General features: G+C 75.3%; 24 protein-coding genes and 2 pseudogenes. 15 read left to right on the top strand and 11 right to left on the bottom strand.

Translation table 11 applies throughout. The annotated features are described in order from the left end of the window. Positions 1-51: 51 nt before the first annotated feature. Both JKP75_RS15985 and JKP75_RS15980 read right to left on the bottom strand, forming a co-directional pair. On the bottom strand, positions 52-294 hold the full coding sequence (locus tag JKP75_RS15985) for a hypothetical protein (RefSeq protein ID WP_200490273.1): 243 nt from the start codon (positions 292-294) through the stop codon (positions 52-54). Then, the gene (locus tag JKP75_RS15980) at positions 287-1,228 is read right to left on the bottom strand and encodes a PspC domain-containing protein (protein ID WP_200493233.1); all 942 of its coding nucleotides are present in this window, start codon (positions 1,226-1,228) and stop codon (positions 287-289) included. The genes JKP75_RS15985 and JKP75_RS15980 overlap by 8 nt, the downstream gene beginning before the upstream one ends. Positions 1,229-1,352: 124 nt before the next feature. Here JKP75_RS15980 and JKP75_RS15975 point away from each other — a divergent pair, with 124 nt between their 5' ends. The 3 genes and pseudogenes from JKP75_RS15975 (at position 1,353) to JKP75_RS23475 (ending at position 3,197) form a co-directional block, all read left to right on the top strand. Continuing rightward, complete coding sequence (locus JKP75_RS15975) at positions 1,353-2,546, top strand: ATP-binding protein (RefSeq protein ID WP_200490275.1); 1,194 nt, start codon at positions 1,353-1,355, stop codon at positions 2,544-2,546. 29 nt (positions 2,547-2,575) lie between these two features. Then, a pseudogene (locus JKP75_RS23480) lies at positions 2,576-2,824 on the top strand (response regulator transcription factor); the annotation flags it as partial. Positions 2,825-2,933: 109 nt separating this feature from the next. Then, positions 2,934-3,197 carry a helix-turn-helix transcriptional regulator gene (locus JKP75_RS23475; protein ID WP_309229911.1) on the top strand — a complete coding sequence of 88 codons (264 nt, stop codon included), beginning with the start codon at positions 2,934-2,936 and terminating at the stop codon, positions 3,195-3,197. Positions 3,198-3,390: 193 nt separating this feature from the next. On the opposite strand, the gene JKP75_RS15960 is transcribed toward JKP75_RS23475, so the two are convergent. The 4 genes from JKP75_RS15960 to sigJ are packed head-to-tail and all read right to left on the bottom strand — an operon-like array spanning position 3,391 to position 6,094. Continuing rightward, the gene (locus JKP75_RS15960; RefSeq protein ID WP_200490277.1) at positions 3,391-3,987 is read right to left on the bottom strand and encodes a serine hydrolase; all 597 of its coding nucleotides are present in this window, start codon (positions 3,985-3,987) and stop codon (positions 3,391-3,393) included. 37 nt (positions 3,988-4,024) lie between these two features. Then, positions 4,025-4,390 (bottom strand): serine hydrolase, encoded by a 366-nt coding sequence (locus JKP75_RS15955; protein ID WP_200490279.1) that lies wholly within the window; start codon positions 4,388-4,390, stop codon positions 4,025-4,027. 58 nt (positions 4,391-4,448) lie between these two features. Further along, a complete protein-coding gene (locus tag JKP75_RS15950) occupies positions 4,449-5,189 on the bottom strand; it encodes a PIG-L deacetylase family protein (RefSeq protein WP_200490281.1) in 741 nt (246 codons plus the stop codon). Beyond that, entirely contained in the window at positions 5,186-6,094 is a 909-nt protein-coding gene (sigJ, locus tag JKP75_RS15945) for an RNA polymerase sigma factor SigJ (protein ID WP_309229910.1), read from the bottom strand. Before sigJ ends, JKP75_RS15950 begins: the two co-directional genes overlap by 4 nt. Before the next feature lie 46 nt (positions 6,095-6,140). Here sigJ and JKP75_RS15940 point away from each other — a divergent pair, with 46 nt between their 5' ends. Continuing rightward, positions 6,141-6,434 carry a hypothetical protein gene (locus tag JKP75_RS15940; RefSeq protein WP_200490285.1) on the top strand — a complete coding sequence of 98 codons (294 nt, stop codon included), beginning with the start codon at positions 6,141-6,143 and terminating at the stop codon, positions 6,432-6,434. Positions 6,435-6,446: 12 nt separating this feature from the next. On the opposite strand, the gene JKP75_RS15935 is transcribed toward JKP75_RS15940, so the two are convergent. Further along, positions 6,447-6,731, bottom strand: a complete 285-nt coding sequence (locus JKP75_RS15935; protein ID WP_200490287.1) for a chorismate mutase — start codon at positions 6,729-6,731, stop codon at positions 6,447-6,449. 217 nt (positions 6,732-6,948) lie between these two features. Between JKP75_RS15935 and JKP75_RS21735 the strand changes: the two genes are divergently transcribed. Together JKP75_RS21735 and JKP75_RS21730 are read left to right on the top strand one after the other, a co-directional pair. Continuing rightward, positions 6,949-8,685 (top strand): UvrD-helicase domain-containing protein, encoded by a 1,737-nt coding sequence (locus tag JKP75_RS21735; RefSeq protein ID WP_309229909.1) that lies wholly within the window; start codon positions 6,949-6,951, stop codon positions 8,683-8,685. Next, the gene (locus JKP75_RS21730; RefSeq protein ID WP_309230013.1) at positions 8,576-9,247 is read left to right on the top strand and encodes a 3'-5' exonuclease; all 672 of its coding nucleotides are present in this window, start codon (positions 8,576-8,578) and stop codon (positions 9,245-9,247) included. Before JKP75_RS21735 ends, JKP75_RS21730 begins: the two co-directional genes overlap by 110 nt. Here the strand turns inward: JKP75_RS21730 and JKP75_RS15925 are convergent. Both JKP75_RS15925 and JKP75_RS15920 read right to left on the bottom strand, forming a co-directional pair. Further along, the gene (locus tag JKP75_RS15925; protein ID WP_309229908.1) at positions 9,244-10,161 is read right to left on the bottom strand and encodes a M23 family metallopeptidase; all 918 of its coding nucleotides are present in this window, start codon (positions 10,159-10,161) and stop codon (positions 9,244-9,246) included. The two genes, JKP75_RS21730 and JKP75_RS15925, sit on opposite strands and share 4 nt — an antisense overlap. A 145-nt stretch (positions 10,162-10,306) precedes the next feature. Next, positions 10,307-11,194, bottom strand: coding sequence for an alpha/beta fold hydrolase (locus tag JKP75_RS15920; RefSeq protein WP_200490291.1), 888 nt, complete (start codon positions 11,192-11,194; stop codon positions 10,307-10,309). Positions 11,195-11,371: 177 nt separating this feature from the next. Between JKP75_RS15920 and JKP75_RS15915 the strand changes: the two genes are divergently transcribed. Both JKP75_RS15915 and JKP75_RS15910 read left to right on the top strand, forming a co-directional pair. Then, positions 11,372-12,319, top strand: a complete 948-nt coding sequence (locus tag JKP75_RS15915; RefSeq protein ID WP_309229907.1) for a hypothetical protein — start codon at positions 11,372-11,374, stop codon at positions 12,317-12,319. Positions 12,320-12,342: 23 nt separating this feature from the next. Then, on the top strand, positions 12,343-12,675 hold the full coding sequence (locus JKP75_RS15910) for a cobalamin-dependent protein (RefSeq protein ID WP_200490293.1): 333 nt from the start codon (positions 12,343-12,345) through the stop codon (positions 12,673-12,675). Here the strand turns inward: JKP75_RS15910 and JKP75_RS15905 are convergent. Next, entirely contained in the window at positions 12,665-14,521 is a 1,857-nt protein-coding gene (locus JKP75_RS15905; RefSeq protein ID WP_200490295.1) for a CocE/NonD family hydrolase, read from the bottom strand. The two genes, JKP75_RS15910 and JKP75_RS15905, sit on opposite strands and share 11 nt — an antisense overlap. Positions 14,522-14,680: 159 nt before the next feature. On the opposite strand from JKP75_RS15905, the pseudogene JKP75_RS21725 reads away from it, so the two are divergent. From JKP75_RS21725 to JKP75_RS15885, 5 genes and pseudogenes are all read left to right on the top strand, one after another. Beyond that, positions 14,681-15,250, top strand: a pseudogene (locus tag JKP75_RS21725) (ATP-grasp domain-containing protein); the annotation flags it as partial. A 214-nt stretch (positions 15,251-15,464) separates the two neighbouring features. Further along, on the top strand, positions 15,465-15,845 hold the full coding sequence (locus JKP75_RS21720; protein WP_242473577.1) for a hypothetical protein: 381 nt from the start codon (positions 15,465-15,467) through the stop codon (positions 15,843-15,845). A 32-nt stretch (positions 15,846-15,877) separates the two neighbouring features. Next, positions 15,878-16,756 carry a succinate--CoA ligase subunit alpha gene (gene sucD / locus JKP75_RS15895; RefSeq protein WP_200490299.1) on the top strand — a complete coding sequence of 293 codons (879 nt, stop codon included), beginning with the start codon at positions 15,878-15,880 and terminating at the stop codon, positions 16,754-16,756. 169 nt (positions 16,757-16,925) lie between these two features. Next, positions 16,926-17,531, top strand: a complete 606-nt coding sequence (locus JKP75_RS15890) for a hypothetical protein (protein ID WP_200490301.1) — start codon at positions 16,926-16,928, stop codon at positions 17,529-17,531. Continuing rightward, positions 17,528-18,145 (top strand): hypothetical protein, encoded by a 618-nt coding sequence (locus tag JKP75_RS15885; RefSeq protein WP_200490303.1) that lies wholly within the window; start codon positions 17,528-17,530, stop codon positions 18,143-18,145. Before JKP75_RS15890 ends, JKP75_RS15885 begins: the two co-directional genes overlap by 4 nt. A 307-nt stretch (positions 18,146-18,452) precedes the next feature. Here the strand turns inward: JKP75_RS15885 and JKP75_RS15880 are convergent, their stop codons facing one another. Continuing rightward, the gene (locus tag JKP75_RS15880; protein ID WP_200493232.1) at positions 18,453-18,635 is read right to left on the bottom strand and encodes a hypothetical protein; all 183 of its coding nucleotides are present in this window, start codon (positions 18,633-18,635) and stop codon (positions 18,453-18,455) included. A gap of 797 nt (positions 18,636-19,432) precedes the next feature. Between JKP75_RS15880 and JKP75_RS15875 the strand changes: the two genes are divergently transcribed. Together JKP75_RS15875 and JKP75_RS15870 are read left to right on the top strand one after the other, a co-directional pair. Then, positions 19,433-19,903: a hypothetical protein gene (locus tag JKP75_RS15875; protein WP_200493231.1), complete on the top strand. Its 471-nt coding sequence runs from the start codon at positions 19,433-19,435 to the stop codon at positions 19,901-19,903. Positions 19,904-19,988: 85 nt separating this feature from the next. Then, positions 19,989-21,185, top strand: coding sequence for a DUF6350 family protein (locus JKP75_RS15870; protein ID WP_200490309.1), 1,197 nt, complete (start codon positions 19,989-19,991; stop codon positions 21,183-21,185). Positions 21,186-21,189: the final 4 nt, after the last annotated feature.

Below are 21,189 nucleotides of genomic sequence, written 5' to 3'. Positions count from 1 at the left end.
GCCCGGGAGCTGATCGCTCCCGGGCCCCCTCCCCGCGCACCGGCGGGTCCGTCAGCGGCGGCGGCGCATCCGGCGCAGCTCGCTCACCATCAGCGCGATCCCGGCGAGGATCACGACGATCCACGCCAGCACGCCGTCGAACAGCTCCTGCGGCAGGTCCGCGGGGGACATGAGCAGGACGGCCAAGGCGATGAACACCAGCCCGGGGATCAGGGCGCCGAGGTCGGGACGGCGGCGTGCGGGCGTGCCGCCGTCCTCCGTCTCCAGCGGGGTCACGGTCTGCCACTCAGCCACGGGTCACCTCCACGTCCCCGACGCCGGCGTCGACGTCCAGGATGATCTCCAACTCGCCGTCGCCGACCCACGAACCGGAGCCGGTGCCGTCGAACGTGCCGTCGGTGAGCCCGTCGCGGCCGAAGAGGGACACCTCGCCCATCCCGGAGTCGACGGTCACCCGCACGTCGGCGTCCCGGGGCAGGACGATGTCCACGTCCCCGAGCCCGTGCTCCACGGTGGTGCGGATCGGCCGGTCGAGGTCGCTGACGTCGACCCCGGACAGGTCGACGGTCATGTCGCCGACGCCGCCGTCGTAGACCGTCCGGACCTCGGCCGCGGTGTCCGGCACGAACCGGCGGTCACCGAAGCCGCCCCCGGCCTTGTCCCACGGCACCGACTCCGCGGCGATCAGGGCCAGTGAGAGGACGGCGCCGAGCGCGATGAGCGCCCCGCGGGCGGTGCGGCCGCCGGTGAACGCAGCGACCACCAGGCCGGCGCCGACGACGATCAGCCCGCCGCCGAGGAACACGGTGGCGTCGGGGTCCCAGTCGGTGAACCGGGCGATCAGCGCGAGCGCGCCGACCACGATCAGCACGCCGGCGAGCGTCAGACCCGGCACGGGGGAGCGGGGCCCCGCGGGACGGCGGGGAGCCGGCTCGCCGCCGGGGTACCCGGCCTGCCCCGCGCCGGCCGGCATGAGCAGCCACAGCAGCAGGTAGACCAGGACGCCGGTGCCGCCGGCCAGGGCGAGGGCGACGAAGCCGACCCGCCACAGCAGCGCGTCGATGCCGCTGTACTCGGCCAGCCCGCCGCCGACGCCACCGATGACCTTGTCACTGCGGCTGCGGCGCAGCTGCGGGCGGACGGCCGGGCCGGGCGGCGGCGGAGGGGGCTGCCAGGCCGGCGGCTCGAGCGGCGGCGCCGGCGGCGGAGGAGGGGATGCCGAAGTCATGGCACCGAGCCTGCCGACCGCGGCGGCCCCTGACCATCAGGGAAGGCCCCCACCCGACCCTGGTTCCTCTCCGGGGGTGATCACCGGTACCGGCCGCGCCCGGCGCGGTGCGACGATCGACGGCGTGACCACCACCCTGTCCGCGCCGGCCCGGCGCCCGCCGCTGGTGCGCCCGCGGTCGGGGCGGGCCATCGCGGGCGTCGCGGCGGGTACCGCCGCGCACCTGCGGCAGGACCCGCTGGTGGTGCGCGTGGCCTTCGCCATCCTCGCGACGACGGGGATCGGGATCGTCGCCTACGGGCTGCTGTGGCTGACCATGCCCGTGGCCGCGCCGGGCGACGAGTCCGCCGAGGCCCCGCCGCTGCCGGGCTGGCGGCCCGCGGGGGCCAAGCAGTGGATCGCCACCGTCGTCCTCGGGCTGGTCGCGGCCAGCCTGCTCGGCCAGCTGACCCGCTGGTCGAGCTCCGACGTCGTCCTCCCGCTGGTGCTGGTCGGGGCGGGGCTCGCGGTGATCTGGCGGCAGCTGGACACCGACCGCACCCTCGCCGTGGCCGGCACCCGCTGGACGCTGGCCGGCGGCGTGGTCCTGGCCGGCGCGGGGCTGGTCTTCCTCCTGGCGACGACGGGGCAGCTGGCCAACGCCCGCAACGGCTTCGCGGCCACCCTCGTGCTGCTCACCGGCCTGCTGCTGGCCACGGCCCCGCTGTGGCGGCGGCTGCTGGACTCCCGGGACGAGGAGCGCGCCGCCCGCATCCGCTCCGAGGAGCGGGCCGCCGTGGCCGCGCACCTGCACGACTCGGTGCTGCAGACCCTCGCGCTCATCCAGCGGCACGCCGAGGACCAGCAGGCGGTGAGCCGGCTGGCCCGCAGCCAGGAGCGCGAGCTGCGCGCGTGGCTGTACGACCCGAAGGTGGTCCGCGAGGGCGGCACCTGGGCCGGGCTGGTGGCCGGCATGGTGGCCGAGGTCGAGGCCGACCACGCGCTGGTCGTGGACCACGTCGTCGTCGGCGACGCCCCGGTGGACGACGCGCTGGCCGCGCTCGGCGCGGCCACCCGCGAGGCGCTGGTCAACGTGGCCAAGCACTCCGGGGTGACCACCGCCGACCTGTACACCGAGGTGACCCCGACGCGGGTCTCGGTGTTCGTGCGCGACCGCGGTGCCGGCTTCGACGCCGACGCCGTCCCGGCGGACCGGCGCGGGCTGCGCGACTCGGTGACCGGCCGCATCACACGCCTGGGCGGGACGGCGCAGATCCGCTCCGCCCCCGGAGAGGGGACCGAAGTGGAACTGGACCTGCCCCGGGTGGCGGCCGCGTGACCCGCGTCTTCGTGGTCGACGACCACGCGATGGTGCGGGCCGGCGTGCGCGCGGAGCTCGGCGACTCGGTGGACGTCGTCGGCGAGGCGCCCGACGTGCCGACCGCCGTCGACGGCATCCGGGCCACCCGCCCCGACGTCGTCCTGCTCGACGTGCACCTGCCCGGTGGGGGCGGGCGCACCGTGCTCGAGACGCTGCGCGCGGAGCTGCCCGAGGTGAAGTACCTGGCGCTGTCGGTCTCCGACGCCGCCGAGGACGTCATCGCCGTCATCCGCGCCGGCGCGCGCGGCTACGTCACCAAGACGATCTCCGGGGCCGACCTGCTCGACGCCGTCCGGCGGGTCGCCGACGGGGACGTCGTCTTCAGCCCGCGGGCTGGCCGGGTTCGTGCTGGACGCGTTCTCCGCCGCCGGCCCCGCACCGGCCGCCCCCGCCGAGGAGGCGACCGATCCGGGCCTGGACCTGCTCAGCGCCCGCGAGCGCGAGGTCATGCAGCTGCTGGCCCGCGGCTACACCTACCGCGAGATCGGCTCCCGGCTGTTCATCTCGGTGAAGACCGTGGAGTCGCACGCCTCCAACGTGCTGCGCAAGCTGCAGCTCTCCAACCGCAACGAGCTCACGAGGTGGGCAGCGACGAACCGGTTGCTCTGACATCGTCGTCCTCCGGACGACACCGCGGCCAGGAGCCGTTCCGACCTAAGGCGCTACCGCACCGCACCCCCGGCTACCGCGGTCGAGCGCGGTACCGGGGTCGGTGACGCGGTACCGGCGGCCCCGGCAACCGTCCTCCCTCACCGCAGAGCGTCCTCCCTCACGGTGTGCGGTGAGGGAGGACGCTCGCGGATCAGGTCACCTGATCCCAGCGGGGGGAGAAGGCGGCCGAGCGGAAGGCGTCGAAGACCGGTGGCGGCTGGGGCGAGGCCCACGTCTGGTTGGTGAGCAGCACCGCCGTCACGCCGGTCGCCGGGTCGGTCCACCACGAGCTGCCCAGCCCGCCGTCCCAGCCGTAGGAGCCGGCGTGCCGGCCGCCCGGCTCGTCGGTGATGCGGACGCCGATGCCCAGGCGCCACCCACCGCCCTCGTCGTCCACAGGGCCGGCCTGCTCGGTCGTCATCGCGCCGACGGCGTCCTCGCTCAGCACCCGGCTGCCCTCCGGCGCGCGGCCACCGGACCGCAGCATCCCGGCGAAGGCGGCGATGTCCTCGACGGTGGAGACCAGCCCGTCGCCGCCGTCGGGGAACGCCGGCGGCCGCGCCCACTGGCCGTCCGCGGCGTCGTAGAGCTCGCGCTCCCCGTCCGGGCCGGGCGGGAACCAGTGCGGGCCGAGCCGGTCGCGGGCCGACGCCGGCACCCCGAAGCCGGTGCTGCGCATGCCCAGCGGGTCCAGCACCCGGGCGGCAGCCCGGCGGCCTCCAGCGCGGCCATCCCGGGCGACGGCCACGGGACGGTGAAGTCGAAGCCCAGGCCGAGCCGGAAGGTCAGCACGTCCCGCACGGTGATCGGCCGGGCGGCGGGCACCGTGCCGGCGGCGGCGTCCGCCGGGTCGGCGAGGACCTGCCGGTCGGCGAGCTCGGGGAGCAGCGCGCGTCGACGGGGTCGTCGAGCCGGAGGATCCCGTCGTCCACCAGCGACATTGCCGCCGCCGCGACCACCGGCTTGGTGATCGAGGCGATCCGGAAGACGGTGTCCGGTGCCACCGGGTCGCCGCCGCCCGGCGTGTGCACCCCCGCGGCGCCGCAGGCGACCAGGGCGCCGTCCCGGTCCACCCACCACGCGGCGCCCGGGACCTGCCCGTCGGCCACCGCGCCGGTCACCGCCGCCGCGATCCGCTCCGCCTGCTCCATGCCGCCTCCTCGTCGTCCCCGTGAGGGCAGACCCGACGGCGGCCCGGAACTGATCGGCTCAGCCGGTGAACACCACGTGGAAGGCCTCGGCCATGCGGCCCTCGGGCAGCCCGAAGCGCTGCGCGGTCTGGCGCATCCAGCCGCCGACGAACTCCTCGACCCAGCCCTCGGGCTGGTGGCTCACCTGGGTGACGTGCGACTTCAGCGCGGCGAACTTGCGGTCGACGACGTCGGTCACGTCGACGGCGTGGTCGGCCCGCGGGCTGGCGCCGAGCCACACCTCCGGCACCGTCCACGCCTCGAGGCCCTCGTCGTCGAGGAGCTCGGGGAAGGCGAAGGGGTTGCGGGCGTCGGGGTAGACCGCGCGCAGCGTCGACTCGCCGACGGTCATGTGGTCGGGGTGGCTGGCGCCGACCCGCTCCCAGAACCGCTCCGGGGAGCTGGTGAGCACCCGCTGCGGGCGCACCTGCCGGATCACCCGGCTGATGTCGCGGCGCAGGTCGAGGGTCAGCTCCAACCGGCCGTCGGGGTAGCCGAGGAACCGGACGTCCTCGACCCCCACCTCCATGGCCGCGGCGCGCTGCTCCTCGCGGCGGAGCGGGCCCATCCGGTCGCGCGGCGTCTCGTCGAACCCGCCGGCGTCGCCGTCGGTGACGATGCAGTAGGTGACCTCGGTGCCGGCCGCCGTCCAGGTGGCCACCGTGCCGGCGGAGCCGAAGTCGACGTCGTCGGGGTGGGCGAGGACGCAGAGCACCCGCTCGACGTGCTCGGCCGGGCGCTGGGGCTGGGGGGCGGTCACCCGCGCGAGCCTACGGAGAGACCGGCGAGCTTGTCGGGGTTGCGGACGACGAGCACCTGCGTGATGCGGCCGTCCACCACGACCAGGGACATGGTCATCTCCGGCTGGTCACCGCTCCACACGAGGACGGCGGGGGAGCCGTTGAGGTCGGCGATCTCGATCCGCAGGTCGGGCAGCGCGAGGCCCTGCGCGGCGATGCCGACGGCGAAGCGGGCCACCTTGTCCGCGCCGGTGATCGGCCGCAGCGCCGCCTTCGCCTTGCCGCCGCCGTCGCTGATCAGCACAGCGTCGGGGGCCAGCGCGCTCACCAGGGCGCCGAGGTCGCCGCCCGCGCAGGCGGCGAGGAAGCGCTCGGTCACCTCGCGCTGCGCGTCGCGGTCGGCGTCGAACCGGGGACGGCGGGCCTGCACGTGCTCGCGGGCCCGGTGGGCCATCTGCCGGACGGCGGGCTCGGTGCGGCCCAGCGCGGTCGCCACCTCGGCGAGCGGCAGGCCGAACACCTCGCGCAGCACGAACACCGCCCGCTCGGCCGGCGAGAGCGTCTCCAGCACGACCAGCAGCGCCATCGAGACCTGCTCGCCCAGCTCGACCGCGTCCGTCGGGTCGGCTCCGGGAGGTGCCGCGGCGACCGTCGCGCGGCCGGTCAGCAGCGGCTCGGGGAGCCAGGGGCCGACGTAGCTCTCCCGCCGGGCCCGCGCGGAGTCCAGCCGGTCCAGCGCCAGGCGGGTGGTCACGCGGACCAGGTAGGCGCGGGCGTCGTCGACGTCGTCCCGGTCGGCCGCCGACCAGCGCAGCCAGGCGTCCTGCACCACGTCCTCGGCGTCCGCGACGCCGCCGAGCATCGAGTAGGCCACCGAGAACAGCAGGCCGCGGGCGCGGTCGAACTCGCCGAGGAGGTCGGTCACCGGTTCTCCACGGGGAGCATCATCGGGCATCGGGCAGACTCGCTCCGTGCCGACCTTCACCATCTACGCCGTGCTGCGGGCGACCACCGCGGTGGACGACGCCACCGTCGAGTCCGTCACCGCGGCGCTGCGGCCGGACGACGCGGAGCTGCGGGTGTGGCGCGAGCCGGACCGCGCTGCGCTGCGCGCCTCCACCGAGTGCGACGCCGCCGACCTGGAGGCCGCGCTGGAGCAGGCGCACGCGCTCGGCGCGGAGCTGGGCGCGCGGTGCCCGGGCGACGTGCTGGAGACCGCGGCGCTCAGCGACGACGACTCGCTGGTCTGGCGCGCCTGGCTCTGATCCCGCGGGAGCTCAGAGCCGGCCGCGGCCCTGCCGGAGCAGCAGCATGCCGAGCGCCGCGCCGTCGGTGCCCAGGGCGTCCTGGAAGCGGGCCAGCACCTGCTGCTCGCGGGCCAGGTTCAGCCGGGTGCCGCCGGAGGCCAAGCGGTTGACGCCGATCTCGCGGGAGATCGCCAGCCGTCGCTGCACGAGCTCGATGATCGCGGCGTCGCAGGCGTCGATCTGCTCGCGCAGCTCGCCGATCCGGTCGAGCTCGGAGCCGGTCACGGCGACGGGGGAGGTGGTGGAGGTGTTCATCGGTCGTCCTTCGGGGAGCGGGTCGGCCCGGGCCCTGGAACGAGAAACGCCCCGGAGCCTGTGGGCCCGGGGCGTCTGGTGCGGCTGTGCTCAGCCAGCGGTGACGGCGACCGGAACCCGGTGGCCGTAGAAAAACTGGGTCGTCGTGGCGAGCACGTTGGGGAGTCTGCCACAACCGCCCGGAAGCGTCACCCGTCCGGCTTACAGTGATGTCGTCATGAGCAGCGTCCAGCAGGCCCTCCCCGGTACAGCCGCACTCCAGCGCTCCGCCCCCGGCTCCCTGGGACGGGAGCTCGACCGCATGCTCGCCGGGCTCAACGGCCCGCAGCGGCAGGCCGTCGTCCACGAGGGCGGTCCGCTGCTCATCGTCGCCGGTGCCGGGTCGGGCAAGACCCGCGTGCTGGCGCACCGCATCGCCTACCTGCTCGGCGCCCGGCACGCCTCGCCCGGGGAGATCCTGGCGATCACCTTCACCAACAAGGCCGCCGGCGAGATGAAGGAGCGGGTGGCCCAGCTCGTCGGGCCGCGCGCCCGCGCGATGTGGGTGTCGACGTTCCACTCGATGTGCGTGCGCATCCTGCGGGCCGAGGCGGCGAAGCTGGGCCTGAAGTCCACGTTCACGATCTACGACCAGGGCGACTCCGTCCGGCTCATGACGATGGTCGGCCGCGATCTCGAGCTCGACGCGAAGCGCTACCCCGGCCGCAGCCTCGCCGCGCAGGTGTCGAACCTGAAGAACGAGCTGATCGACGAGGAGAGCTTCGCGCCGGTCACGCCGCCGGAGAAGGTGCTCGCGCAGGCCTACACGCTGTACCAGCAGCGCCTCCGCCAGGCGCACGCCATGGACTTCGACGACCTGATCATGAACACGGTGCACCTGCTGCAGGCGTTCCCCGACGTCGCCGAGCACTACCGCCGCCGGTTCCGCCACGTGCTGGTCGACGAGTACCAGGACACCAACCACGCCCAGTACATGCTGGTCCGCGAGCTCGTCGGCACCGGTGAGGGCCCGGTCCCGATGGCCGAGCTGTGCGTCGTCGGCGACGCCGACCAGTCGATCTACGCCTTCCGCGGCGCGACGATCCGCAACATCGACGAGTTCGAGCGCGACTACCCGCAGGCCACCACGATCCTGCTGGAGCAGAACTACCGCTCCACGCAACGCATCCTCAAGGCCGCGAACACCGTCATCGCCAGGAACACCGGCCGCCGGCCCAAGAACCTGTGGACCGACTCCGGCGACGGCGAGCTGATCGAGGGCTACGTCGCCGACAACGAGCACGACGAGGCCGCCTGGGTCGCCGAGCAGATCGACGCGCTGGTCGACGCCGGCGAGGCCCAGCCGAAGGACATCGCCGTTTTCTACCGGACCAACAACGCCTCCCGCGTGTTCGAGGAGGTGTTCATCCGCGTCGGCATGCCCTACAAGGTCGTCGGGGGGGTGCGCTTCTACGAGCGCAAGGAGGTCCGCGACGCGCTGGCCTACCTCAAGGTGGTCGCCAACCCGACCGACATCGTCAGCCTGCGCCGGGTCATCAACACCCCCAAGCGCGGCATCGGCGAGCGGGCCGAGGCGTGCGTCGAGAACTTCGCCGACCGGGAGCGGATCCCCTTCGCCGGGGCGCTGCGCCGGTGCTCGGAGATCGGGGAGCTGGCCACCCGCTCGCTCAAGGCCATCCAGGAGTTCGCTCGCCCTGCTGGAGGAGTTCGAGCAGCTGGTCGAGACCGGCTCGGGCCCGGCCGCGCTGCTGGAGAGCATCCTGGACCGCACCGGCTACCTCGCCGAGCTGCAGGCCAGCACCGACCCGCAGGACGAGGGCCGGGTCGACAACCTCAACGAGCTCATCTCGGTGGCCGCCGAGTTCGAGGCGGCCAACCCCGAGGGCACGGTCACCGACTTCCTCGAGCAGGTGTCCCTGGTGGCCGACGCGGACCAGATCCCGGTCACCGGTGATGACGCCGGCGTGGTCACGATGATGACGCTGCACACCGCCAAGGGCCTGGAGTTCCCGGTCGTCTTCCTGACCGGCCTGGAGGACGGCGTCTTCCCGCACCTGCGCGCCCTCGGCGACCCCCGCGAGCTGGAGGAGGAGCGCCGGCTGGCATATGTCGGCATCACCCGCGCCCAGCAGCGGCTGTTCATCTCGCGCGCCACCGTGCGCACGAGCTGGGGGCAGCCGGCCTACAACCCGCCGTCCCGGTTCCTGGACGAGATCCCCGCCGACACCATCCACTGGGAGCGCCTGGACCCGGTCCCGGCGCCGTCGACCGGTTACTCGTCCGCGCAGACCCGGGTGGCGGCCACCGGCCTGTCCACCGGGGGGCTGCGCGGCGGTCTGGGCAACCGGGCGGTCATCTCCGTGGACGTCGGCGACCGGGTGAGCCACGACGCCTTCGGGCTGGGCACCGTGGTCGAGGTGACCGGTGCCGGCGACAAGGCGCAGGCCACCGTCGACTTCGGCTCGGGCGGCACCAAGCGCCTGGTCCTGCGCTACGCCCCGCTGGTGAAGCTCTAGACCGTCACGCCTCTGTCCGCGAGCCAGACGCGGGGGTCGGTCGGCTTGCCGGTCATGCCGCCGCGGTGGATCTCGTAGTGCAGGTGGGGGCCGGTGGACTGGCCCTCGTTGCCGACCTTCGCGATGACGTCGCCGGCGTGCACGATGTCGCCGGCCGAGACGTTGTAGTAGCGCATGTGCCCGTAGATGTGCACGTTGCCGTCGGCGTCCTGGATGTAGACGGCGTTGCCGTAGCCCGACGCGCGCCCGGCCTTGACGACGACGCCGTCGGAGGCCGCGTAGATCGGGGTGCCGAGCGGCGCGGCCAGGTCCAGGCCCCAGTGCATGGCGCCCCAGCGCTTGCAGAAGCAGGTGGTGAGCCGGCCGGCGACGGGGAGGACGGTCGTGGGCTGGCGGGCGGCGCGGGAGGCGGCCAGCTCGCCGAGGCGGGCCTGGGCCTCGGCCTCGGTGATGCCGCGGCGGACGCCGGCGTCCTCGAGCCCGCCGCTGAAGCTGTGGTCCGGCGCGGTCCCGAGCCCCAGGTCGGAGGCGGTGACCGTGACCTCCTCGGGGCCGCTGCCCAGCACCGACGGGGCGCCGGCGACCAGGGCGCCGACGACGAGGGCGGCGAACCAGATCGGTGCGCGGCGGCCGGGCGGGGAGGGGAGCCGGCGGAGCGCGGCGAGCCGGGGGGGGCGGCGGCGACCAGCGGTCGCCCCGGCGGGCTCGGTGGTGGCCTCGACGGTGACCTCGGGGGCCTCCGTGGTGGTGGCCTCGGCGTCGTCGGCCGCGGCGGCGCGGACCAGCGCCGTGGTGGCGCCGCGCGGAACGGGGATCACCGGCGTCCGGCGGCCGTCGAGCAGCTCGATCCGGCCGGTGGCGCCGTCCTCGGGGCGGCTGCGCTGGAGGAGTGGGGGTGCACTGGGACCGGTCACGGTGCACCTTTCCGATCGCGGGAGCGCGCCGGTGGGTTCCCGGCGCCGTGACCGAACCGTAACGACGAGTGAGGGTGCGGAGGCGTATTGACGCACCGTGTCGCGGCGTGTGCCGCAGGTAACGGAACGAGACCGGCAGGGCCGCTCAGGCGGCGGCGTGCACCGGTTCGTGACCTGCGACGGGGGAGCCGGCCAGCGTGAGCGCGACCTCATCGAGGACGCCGCGGTTGATCGGCAGCGACATGTGCCCCACGCCCCGGACGAGCAGGTTGCGGGCCCCGAGGTCGGGGTGGTCGCAGCGGCCGGCCGACGTCGGCAGGACCAGCTGGTCGAGGTCGCTGTAGACCGCGGTGATCCGCGTGTCGCAGCGCTCGACCGGCTCGGCGAGCTCCTGGAGCACCGGGGAGCCCGGCCGCAGCTGGCGGACCAGCGGCGTGGGGAGCGCGTGCGCGAGCAGCGACCCGCCGTGCGGCGTCCCGAGGGTGACCAGGGAGTCGACCCGGCGGTCGCCGCCCTGCCGCTGCACGTGGTATCGGGCGATGAGCCCGCCGAGGCTGTGCCCGACCACGTGCACGCGGTCGTGCCCGGTCTGCGCGCAGATCCGCTCGATGTGCGCGCCGAGGTCCGCGGCCCCCCGCGCGACGTCGCGCAGCAACGGACTGTAGTTCCAGGAGCAGACCGAGGAGAAGCCGCGACGGCGCAGGCTGCGGCGCATCACGGCGAAGATGGACCGGTTGTCGACCAGCCCGTGCACGAGCAGGACCGGCGTGCGCGCGGCCAGCGGATCGGCGGCGAACAGCGCCCGCACGGCCGGTGACTGACCGGGCCGGGAGCCCGGATCGGTCTGCAGCTGCTCGGTCCGGGCGCCCATCGGGTACATCAGCGCGTGCGCCCCGACCCAGGCCAGTTCGGTGAGGCCGCCGGTCAGCGCGGCGGGGCTGCAGAGGCTGCGCAGGGCGCTCCGTGGTGCGCCCTCCGGAGCGGCTGTCGTGTGCGACGCTGGTCCGGAGTCCGGAACGCTCGTCGGTCGCATGGCCCTCGTCTCCCCTGTGGTCCGCCGGTGGTGCCGGGGGTCGGCCGTCCCGGAGCGGTGCACCCTGAGTGCTCCGTTCACCCGACGGTAATACGCCTGTGTGGCGCCCGTCACACGTACACCGCCGGAACGACGACCGATCGACGCCGGTTCGTGACCTGGAACGGAGGGAGACCCGTGCCTGCCCCCGAGATCCGCACCGGCGCCTCCCGCGAGGGCCTGGTCGTCGGTGCCGTGCCGCCGGCCGTCCGCGTCGCCGGGGTGCTCCTGCTGCTCGCCGCCCTGGCCGGCGTCGTCTCGGCGTTCCCCACCTACCTCGAGGTGGACGGCCGGGACCTCGTGCTCGGCGGGAGCGCTCCCGGCGTCCTGGTCGCCCTGCTCGGCCCGCTGGTCTCGGCGGCGGTCGGCGTCTCGCTGGTGCGCTCCGCCGTCCCGAAGTTCGGGCTGGCGTACGCGGCGGTGGCCGGCGCCCTCGCGCTGGGGCAGCTGCTCATCGAGCTCTACCGCGGCCGCGGCTCCACCGCCCGGCCCGGCGTGGAGGTGCTCGCGGGGGAGCGCGTGCTGACCAGCGACATCCACGTGGGTCCCGGCTGGGTGGCGGGCCTCGCCGCGCTCGCGCTGACCGTGCTGGCCGGTGCCGTGGCCGTCGCCGTCTGGGGGCGCACGGTGATGGAGGACGGCGGCGCGCTGGACGCCGTCCGCGGTCCGCTGGCCGGCGCCTCGGTGCTGCTCGGCGTCGGCGCCGTCCTCTCCCTCACGCTGCCCGCCGCCGACGTGCCCGACGACCTGGTCACCGATCCGGCCACCGGGCTGCAGGTCGTGGTGACCCGCGAGGGCCCGCAGGCGCTGCTCGAGCGGCCGGGCCTGGCGCTGCTGGGCGGCCTGCTGCTCGCCGGCGCCCTGGTGCTGTGCTCGGTGACCGCCCCTTCGCTGCGCCCGCGGCTGGCCGCGGTGGGCGGGCTGCTGGCGATCGCGGTCACTGTGCTCACCCTCGGGCTCGGCGGGGTCCGCGACGCCGTCGTCTCCGACGACCTGCGCTGGACCGTTCCCGGTGCGGCGTTGCTGGTGGCCGGCGTGGGCTTCGGCGTGCTGACAGCCCTGGCCTGGCGGCTCCGCCGCCCCTGACCCGCTCTCCTAGGCTGCCCGCCGTGGAGGAGCGCATCCGGGTGGTCGTCGCCGGGCCCGGCGACGCCGACGAGGACCGGACGGCCCAGGTCCTGGCCCGCGCGCTGCGGGACGCCGGGGTGGAGGTCGTCTACACCGACCGGCCGCAGGCGGCCGACCAGCTGGCCGCGACCGTCGTGCAGGAGGACGCCGACGCCGTCGCCGTCGTGCCGGCCGGGGACGACGAGGCCCCGGTCCGCCGCGTGCGGGAGCTGCTGGCGGACCGGGGGATCGACGACGTGCTCGTGGTGGCCGGTGCGGACCTCGGCGCTCCGGCCGGGGCCGCGGACGCGCTGCGCGCCCGCCTCAGGGGCTGACCACCGGCAGCGTCAGCTGCTGCACCCGCCCGGGCCCGGTCTGCAGCGTGACCGGCTGCGGCAGCGTGGCGCCCCGGTAGGCGAGGTCGCCGCCGGCGAGCACGACCGCGAGCCGGTGGCCCGGCGCGAAGCGGTGCACGATCGCCGGCAGCTCGATGGTGACCGGCGTCGTCACGTCCGTGATCCGGGCGGGGGAGATGAGCCGGTGCGGCAGCTCCACCGCACCGTCGGGGCCGACGTCGTAGACCTTCGCGAAGACGGTCAGCCTGGCGCCGGGGCCCAGGTGCTGGGTGGCCGCGACGGCCGGGGCGTCCAGCTGCACGGTGAGCCGGGGCGAGCCGACGACGTCCAGCGGCTGCGTCAGCGGCGGCGTCGAGAAGCGGATCGCCGTCCCGGGCGGGTCGGTGACCGGTCCGGTCTGGTCGAGGAACGCGGTCTCCGTGTAGTTCGGGCCGAACGGCAGGACGCTGCTGAAGCCGTTGAGCCCCGGCACCACCCGCGACGGGTCCTCGACCAGCGAGCCGCCGAGCAGCCCGCCGCCGGAGAGGTGCAGCGTCCGCTCGGTGCCGACCGGGTAGGACGGCGCCGACGCGTACGCCTGCTCGATGTCGCCGGTCTCCGCCATGACCCAGTCGCGGTAGTAGTCGAACACCGGCTCGGGCGCCGGGCCGCGGCCGCGCACGTAGTGGTCGAACCAGGCCAGCACCTGGCGGCCCTGGTAGGAGGTCCCCGGGTTCCGCTCGTCCAGCTCGCCGGGCAGCGGGTCCAGGCCGCTGTGCCCCCACGAGTGCCAGACCAGCGACACCGGGGTGCCCTGCGCCTTGAGCGCGGAGTAGGTGGCCACCGACTCCTGCAGGTTGAACAGGGTGTCGGCCTGGCCCTGCGCGATCAGGGTCGGCGTGCGGACGTCGTCGACGTAGCTCGCCACCGAGTTCGACCGCAGGAAGTCCACCGAGCCGGCGCCCGCGTAGCCGGTGGCGGCGACCTCGGCGAGCGCGGTGCAGACGGGGGCGTCGAAGTGGAGGCAGTTGCCGCTCGCGAGGTTGCGCACCTGGGCGGGGTCGCCGAGGGCCGGCAGGTCCTGCAGGCCGCTGACCAGGCCGAGCGCGGTGAACAGCAGCGACCACTGGTACTTGAAGACGCCGGTGTCCGGCGAGCTCACCGAGCCGCTGCGCGCGGTGCCACCGGGGAACCCGCTGTTGTCCGGGTTGAGCGAGTAGGAGAGGTCGTTCCAGGTGATCATCGGGACGATCGCGTCGAGCCGGTCGGTGCCGGCCGCGTGCTCGACCGCGGCGGCGGCGAACTGGATCTGGCCGCCGTAGGAGCCGCCGACCATGCCCACGGCGGGGTCGTGCGCCACCCGCGTGCGGCGGTCCTGCCGGATCACCTGGTCGACCACCACCCGCTCGCCGGTCGCGTCGTCCACCGCGACGACCGAGGGGTCCCCGCCCAGGAAGCGGATCAGCTGGCTCGCCGCCACGCCGTCGTGCTCGCGGTCGTCGAGGGTGATGGGGCACAGGTCGCCGTCGACGAAGCCGAGACCGGTGTAGGACAGCGTCACGTAGCCCTGCTCGCCGAAGCCCTGGGCGAAGTCGGCCTGGTCGTCCTTGGTGCCGCCGAAGCCGTTGGTCGCCAGCAGGGCGGGCCCCGGGCGGCGGGCGGTGACCCCGTCGGGCACGTACAGGTCGGCGTCGATCTGGCAGGTGCGGCCCTCCGGCCCCAGGCCCGTCGCGGTGATCGTCAGGTCGCGCGGGACGATCTCGGCGGCGGCTGCCGGTGGGGCCAGCACGACCGTCCCCCCGACGGTCAGCAGAGCGGTGAGCAGGACGGTCGTGGCGCGGCGCACAAGGGCTCCTCGTCGGTCGGCGATCGGGCGGACGTGCGTCGGGCCGGCTCGATCGCTGCCGCGATGGGGTGAGGAACCCTGTGATGCGTCCCACGCCGGACCCATCTCCTCAACGCCCGGGGCGGCATTCCGGTTACGGGCGGGCTACGGTCCCTGTTCGTGGATCTTTTCGAGTACCAGGCCCGTGACCTGTTGGCCTCGCACGGCGTCCCCGTGCTCCCCGGCGGCGTCGCCGAGACGCCCGAGGAGGCGGAGGCGATCGCCCGCGAGATCGGGCAGACCGTCGTCGTCAAGGCGCAGGTGAAGGTGGGCGGCCGCGGCAAGGCCGGCGGCGTCAAGCTCGCCGACAACCCCGAGGACGCCAAGGCGCGCGCCCAGGACATCCTCGGGCTGGACATCAAGGGCCACATCACCCACCGCGTGATGGTGGCCCAGGCCAGCGACATCGCCGAGGAGTACTACTTCTCGTACCTGCTGGACCGCTCCAACCGCACCTTCCTGGCCATGGCCTCGAAGGAGGGCGGCATGGAGATCGAGCAGCTCGCCGTCGAGCGCCCCGAGGCCCTCGCCCGCATCCCCGTCGACGCCAGCGTCGGCGTGGACGCCGCCAAGGCGGCCGAGATCGTGGACGCCGCCGGGTTCGCCCCCGAGGTGCGCGACCAGGTCATCGCCATCGCCGTGCAGCTGTGGGACGCCTTCTCGAAGGAGGACGCGACCCTGGTCGAGGTCAACCCGCTGGCCAAGGCGCCCGACGGCACGGTCCTCGCGCTCGACGCCAAGATCACCCTCGACGAGAACGCCGGCTTCCGCCAGGAGGCGCACGCCGCGCTCGAGGACAAGGCCGCCGCCGACCCGCTCGAGGCCGCCGCCAAGGAGAAGGACCTCAACTACGTCAAGGCTCGAGGGCGAGGTCGGGATCATCGGCAACGGTGCCGGCCTGGTCATGAGCACCCTGGACGTCGTCGCCTACGCCGGCGAGGAGTTCGGCGGGGTCCGCCCGGCCAACTTCCTCGACATCGGCGGTGGCGCCTCCGCCGAGGTCATGGCCAACGGCCTGTCGATCATCCTCGGCGACCCGGCCGTGAAGAGCGTCTTCGTCAACGTCTTCGGTGGCATCACCGCCTGCGACGCCGTCGCCAACGGCATCGTCGCCGCCCTGCAGCAGCTCGGCGACCAGGCCACCAAGCCGCTGGTCGTCCGTCTCGACGGCAACAACGTCGAGGAGGGCCGGCGGATCCTCGCCGAGGCCAACCACCCGCTGGTCACCGTCGTGGACACGATGGACGGCGCCGCCCGCCGGGCCGCCGAGCTCGCCGCCGCCTGACCTCCCCGACTCCCGACAGGACACCAGACAAGATGTCGATCTTCCTCAACGAGAACAGCAAGGTCATCGTCCAGGGCATGACCGGCTCGGAGGGCATGAAGCACACCAGCCGCATGCTCGCCTCCGGCACCGCCATCGTCGGTGGCGTGAACCCGCGCAAGGCCGGCACCAACGTCGACTTCGACGGCACCAGCGTGCCGGTGTTCGGCTCGGTCGCCGACGCCATGAAGGAGACCGGCGCCGACGTCAGCGTCATCTTCGTGCCGCCGCCGTTCGCCAAGGCCGCCGCGATCGAGGCCGTCGACGCCCAGATCGGCCTCGCCGTGGTCATCACCGAGGGCATCCCGGTGCACGACTCCACCTACGTATGGGCGCACGCCCAGGGTGGCGCCACGCGCATCATCGGCCCGAACTGCCCCGGCCTGATCAGCCCCGGGCGCAGCAACGCCGGCATCATCCCGGCCAACATCACCAAGCAGGGCAAGATCGGGCTGGTCTCCAAGTCCGGCACGCTGACCTACCAGATGATGTACGAGCTGCGTGACCTCGGCTTCTCCACCGCCGTCGGCATCGGTGGCGACCCGGTCATCGGCACCACGCACATCGACTGCCTGGAGGCCTTCGAGGCCGACCCGGAGACCGAGGCGATCGTCATGATCGGCGAGATCGGTGGCGACGCCGAGGAGCGGGCCGCGGACTTCATCAAGGCCAACGTCTCCAAGCCCGTCGTCGGCTACGTCGCCGGCTTCACCGCGCCCGAGGGCAAGACCATGGGCCACGCCGGCGCCATCGTCTCGGGCTCGGCCGGTACCGCGCAGGCGAAGAAGGAGGCCCTCGAGGCCGCCGGCGTGCGCGTGGGCAAGACCCCGTCGGAGACCGCCCAGCTGATGCGCGAGATCATCGCCGGCTGACGCCTCCCAGCACGACCGCACGCGGGCCCGGCCCCCCGAGAGGGGTGCCGGGCCCGCGTCGTTCCCGGCGCGCCGGAGGTGCGGTGCGGCCCCGCTGCAGGTAGGAAGGCGCGGCGCCGACCGGCGCGTCCTGCGAGTGAGGGAGAACAGTGCGGTTCGGAGCAACCAGATGACGGCGTCCGCGCCGGCGACCCGCCCCGGCGGCGTGCCCGTGCTGCGGCCCGTCGGCGTCCGCCAGGTGTCCGCCGGGCTCGCGACCGGGGCGGCCGTCACCGCGGTCCTGTCCCTCGGCGTCGGCCTGACCAGCACGTGGGACCCCACCGGCGAGACGGGGTACCCGGACGTCGTCACCCGCGTCGCCGGCGGCGAGTCCGTGCCGGGCTGGGACGACGGCACCTGGAGCTGGGTCTCCCTCGACTGGACCCTCCCGGGGATGCTGGCCGTGCTGCTGCTCACCGCCGCCGCGGTCGCCGCCCTCCTCGGAGCCCGCGACGACGAGCCCGGGGCGTGGTCGTCGGTGGCGCAGCTGACCGCGCTGGCCGGCGCCGGCCTCCTGGCGGGGATCGCCGGGGTGCAGGCCGTGGTCGGGCGGGGCGACATCGCCCAGGCCGAGGGCCAGGATCTCTCCGCCCAGTGGGGGCCGGCGACGGGGCTCGTGGTCGCGGGTGTGCTCCTCGCCCTCGCCGCCGCGGCGACCGCCCGGCGCGGTCGCGCGCGCGTCCTCGCCGTCGTCGACCTGCCCGCACGCGAGCAGTGGGCGGGAGCTCCCCGATGAGCGGCTCCGGCACGTGGCAGCCCCCGGCGCCCGGCGGCACCGCCTCCGTCGCCTGGGCGGTCGGCGCCCCGGGTGGGGCACCCGCGGTGCCCCGGCGGACCGTCGACGGGGGCGCGGTGCTCCGGCTCGTCGGCGCGGGACTGCTGCTCCTGGCGGCCGGGCTGACCGCGGTCGCGCCCTTCACCGACCTGTTCTCGGTCTCCTACGACGGCGAGGCCACCTCGTCGGCGACGGGATGGGAGGACGACGCCGCGGCACCCGGCGAGACGGTCCTGTTCGGCATCCCGCTCGTGGTCGCCGCCGCGCTGCTGCTCGGTGCGGCCGGCCTCGCCGCTGCCGCCCACCGGCTGGCCGGCCTGCGCCGGACGGCCGTCGCCGGCGCGGTCCTCGCGGTGGGGGTGTTCGCCGCGGTGACCTGGCTGGTCATCGGCTACTCGCGCGATCTCGTGGCGACGGTGACCGGCATCGGCGACGGCAGCCTGGCCGACGCCGAGACGGGCTCCGGCGTCCTGCTCGCCACGCTCGCGCTCCTGACGGGGCTGGGCGGCCTGGCCGCGCTGCTCGTCGGCGCCGCACTCGACCGCACGTCCTCGGCCGCGGAGGGCCTCCGATGACCGCGCCGTCCCACCCCGGCACCCCGCTCCCGCCGGCGACCGTCGTCGCCGCGGCGGCGCTGACCGTGCCCGCCATGGTCGCCCTCGTCGTCGCGACCGAGGTCGCCGACCTCGGGGACCTCGTCGCGCCGCTGGAGTGGCGCGCGGCGGACGAGCGCATCGTCGTCCTGACGGCGGCGCTCGCCACCGGCGCCGGCCTGGTCGGCGGGGCGGTCGCCGCGGTGCTCCGGCGCGGCGGGGGCCTGCTCCGCGGCTCCGCCGCCGCCCTGGCGGTGCTCGCCCTGGTCGTCCTGGGTGTCGAGCTGGCTCAGGACGCCGACGGCACCCGGACGGTGACCAGCGCGCTCGTGGCGCTGCTGGGCGCGGCGATCGCGGTGCTCGCCGGGCTGGCGCCGTCCCGCTCCTGGTACGAGTCGGGGGAGCGGGCCGCCGCCGAGCAGGCGATCGCCCGGGCGCTCGCGCCCGGTGCGGCCGGGCGCCCCCGGTCCATCGCCGCCCGCGGCATCGGCTGGGCGCTCGCCGCGGGCGCACTCGGCGCCGCGGTGGTCGGCGCGGCCGGGCTGGCCGTGGGGCAGCTGGCCCCGCCGCTGGCCGGGGAGGTGCAGGACTGGTCGGAGTTCCGGGATGCGGCGTCGTCCGGCTCGGTCCCCTCCGGTGCGGCCGACGAGATCCCGGTCGACCGCTCGGACCGCGACTGGGACCCGTGGCTCGACGAGCTCGCCCAGGCCTGCGCCGAGGGAAGCTTCGTCGACTGCGACGACCTGTACTGGGAGTTCCGAGTACGGCTCGGACTACGAGTACTACGGCAGCACCTGCGGTGGGTACAGCGCCGTCCAGCAGCGGGGCGACTGCTCGCTCGAGTTCGACTGACCTGCCGTGATCGACCGACCGCCGAGGAGTGGCCCGCCATGACCAGTCCGCCTCCGCCACCGCCCCCGGGACAGCAGCCGCCCTACGGCCAGCAACCTCCGCCGTACGGCCAGCAACCTCCCCAGGGTCAGCAGCCGCCCCCGTACGGGCAGCAGCCGCCCCAGGGCCAGCAGCCGCCGCCGTGGGGACAGCAGCCTCCCCCGTACGGGCAGCAGCCCCCGCCGTGGGGACAGCAGCCGCGGCACCCGCAGCACCCGCAGCAGCCCGGCCCGCAGTGGGGGCCGCCGCCGCAGCAGCCGTGGGGCACGCCTCCGCAGGACCCCTACGGCCGGCCGCCCTACGGCGCGCCGGGCCGGTCGTCCTCCGCGGACTTCTCGAAGGTCGCGCTCCTCGAGTGGTTCGTCCGCCGGCTGCGCCGTGCTGTTCACGCTGTTCATGCTGCTGCCCTGGTACGGCTTCGAGGGCGAGGGGCTGGACGGCTTCGACACGACGACCAACGGGTTCAGCGACGCGGTCGGCGGCCGCGGGCTGTTCACCTTCGAGATCGGCTACGCGACCGGCCCGGCCGTCCTCGCCTGGCTGCTCCTCCTCGCCGCCGCCGTCTGGGTGCTGCTCCCGGCGTTCACGACCGTGCGGGTGCCCGTGCCGCACCGCGTCGTGACGGTGGGGCTCACCGGGCTGGCGCTGCTGCTGTTCCTCATCACCTGGATCGACGCGCTCGCCCTCGCCGACGGGCCGGGCGACGAGGTCGGGTTCAGCGTCGTCGCCTTCCTCGCGCTGCTCACGGCCGTGGCCGCCGTCGTCCTCGCGGTGCTCGCGCTCCTGCGGCCGCAGCGCGGGCACACCCCGCCGACGCCGCAGCCAGGGGTGCCCGACCGCGGAGCGTGAGCGGACGCGCCCGGGTGGCGGCTTTTCGGCGCCCCCCGGGCGCGTGCGCCGACCACCTGCGGCGCGGGCTTGCGAGAGTGGTGCCGTGGTCCCGCTGCTCGCACGTCTGCCCCGCCGGGGCCCGGACGGCGGCCGGACGACCGGTCCGCTTCCGACGACGGCGCTGGCGCTCGCCGGGGCCGCCGCGGCCTCGGTCGTCGGGCTCGGCGTGCTCTGGCTGGCCGTCGGCGTCGTCGACACCCTCGACCCCACCGGCGGTCAGGGGGCCGGTGGGTCGCTGGTGCTCGCCGGCCTGCTGTGGCTGCTCGCCCAGGGGGCCGGCATCACGGTGGCATCCGGCCCGATCGTGCTCGCCCCGCTGCTGCTCACCCTCGGCATCGCCTGGTGCCTGTCGGCCGCCGGGCGCGTGGTCGTGCGGCTCGGCGACCTGACCGGGCCGCGCGAGACGGCCGCCGCCGTCGGCGTCCTCGCGGCCGCGCACGTCGTCCTCACCGCCGTGCTGGCGCTGCTGCTGGACGGCCCCGGCGCCGAGGTCGGCCTGCTCCGCGCGCTCCTCGGCAGCGCGCTGCTCGCGGTCGCAGCGGCCGGCTGGGGAGCCGCGCGCGAGTCGGGCGCGGTGGACACCGCGCTGGACCAGCTGCCCGGGCAGACCCGGCCGCTGCTGCGCGGCGTCCTCGCCGGGGTGCTGACCGCGCTCGCGCTGTGCCTCGCCGTCGTCGCGATCGCCGTGGCCGCCGACGCCGACGGGTACGCCGCCGTCTCCGGCGGGATCGGCGGCGCGGGCGCCGGCGCGCTCGGCCTGCTGGGGCTGTGCGTGCTGCTGCTGCCCAACGCCGCCGCCGCCGTCCTCGGCCTGGCCGCCGGGCCGGGGTTCGCCGTCGGCAGCGGCACGGTCGTCTCGGTGCACGGCGTGACGCTGGGCGCGGTGCCCGCGCTGCCGCTGCTCGCGGCGCTGCCCGACACCCAGGCGGTGCCCCTGCTGGCGTTCGCGTCGCAGGCGGTGCCCGTGCTGGCCGGCCTCGTGGCGGGCCGCACCCTCGCCCGCCGCCTGCTGCCCGGCGACGGCGGCGCCGTGGTGGCGGGCCTGGCCGGCGTGCTCGCCGGGGTGCTGACCGGGGTGGCCTGCGGCCTGCTCGTCTGGACGGCGGGTGGCTCGCTGGGCGACGGCGCCCTGGCCGACGTCGGCGCACCGCCGATCGCGACCGGCGTGGCGATCGCGGCGCAGGCCGGGATCGCGGCGGCGGTCGCGGCCGCGTTCAGCCGCTGGCGCCTCGCCTCCTGACGGC

Origin of the sequence: Blastococcus sp. TML/M2B (assembly GCF_016612865.1) — a bacterium.
In the GTDB taxonomy this organism is placed as follows: Bacteria; Actinomycetota; Actinomycetes; order Mycobacteriales; family Geodermatophilaceae; genus Blastococcus.
Note: the sequence above shows the minus strand (reverse complement) of the source record. Positions and strands in the feature narration are given on the sequence as shown.

Bases quoted from the DNA above. Each gene is read 5' to 3' on its own strand.
- JKP75_RS15980 (WP_200493233.1), bottom strand. From the start codon at position 1,228: ATGACTTCGGCATCCCCTCCTCCGCCGCCGGCGCCGCCGCTCGAGCCG.
- sucD (WP_200490299.1), top strand. From the start codon at position 15,878: ATGTCGATCTTCCTCAACGAGAACAGCAAGGTCATCGTCCAGGGCATG.
- JKP75_RS21720 (WP_242473577.1), top strand. From the start codon at position 15,465: ATGAGCACCCTGGACGTCGTCGCCTACGCCGGCGAGGAGTTCGGCGGG.
- JKP75_RS15885 (WP_200490303.1), top strand. From the start codon at position 17,528: ATGAGCGGCTCCGGCACGTGGCAGCCCCCGGCGCCCGGCGGCACCGCC.
- JKP75_RS15935 (WP_200490287.1), bottom strand. From the start codon at position 6,731: ATGAACACCTCCACCACCTCCCCCGTCGCCGTGACCGGCTCCGAGCTC.
- JKP75_RS15920 (WP_200490291.1), bottom strand. From the start codon at position 11,194: ATGCGACCGACGAGCGTTCCGGACTCCGGACCAGCGTCGCACACGACA.
- JKP75_RS15955 (WP_200490279.1), bottom strand. From the start codon at position 4,390: ATGGAGCAGGCGGAGCGGATCGCGGCGGCGGTGACCGGCGCGGTGGCC.
- JKP75_RS15890 (WP_200490301.1), top strand. From the start codon at position 16,926: ATGACGGCGTCCGCGCCGGCGACCCGCCCCGGCGGCGTGCCCGTGCTG.
- JKP75_RS21735 (WP_309229909.1), top strand. From the start codon at position 6,949: ATGAGCAGCGTCCAGCAGGCCCTCCCCGGTACAGCCGCACTCCAGCGC.
- JKP75_RS15880 (WP_200493232.1), bottom strand. From the start codon at position 18,635: ATGGACCGGGGGCGCCCGGCCGCACCGGGCGCGAGCGCCCGGGCGATC.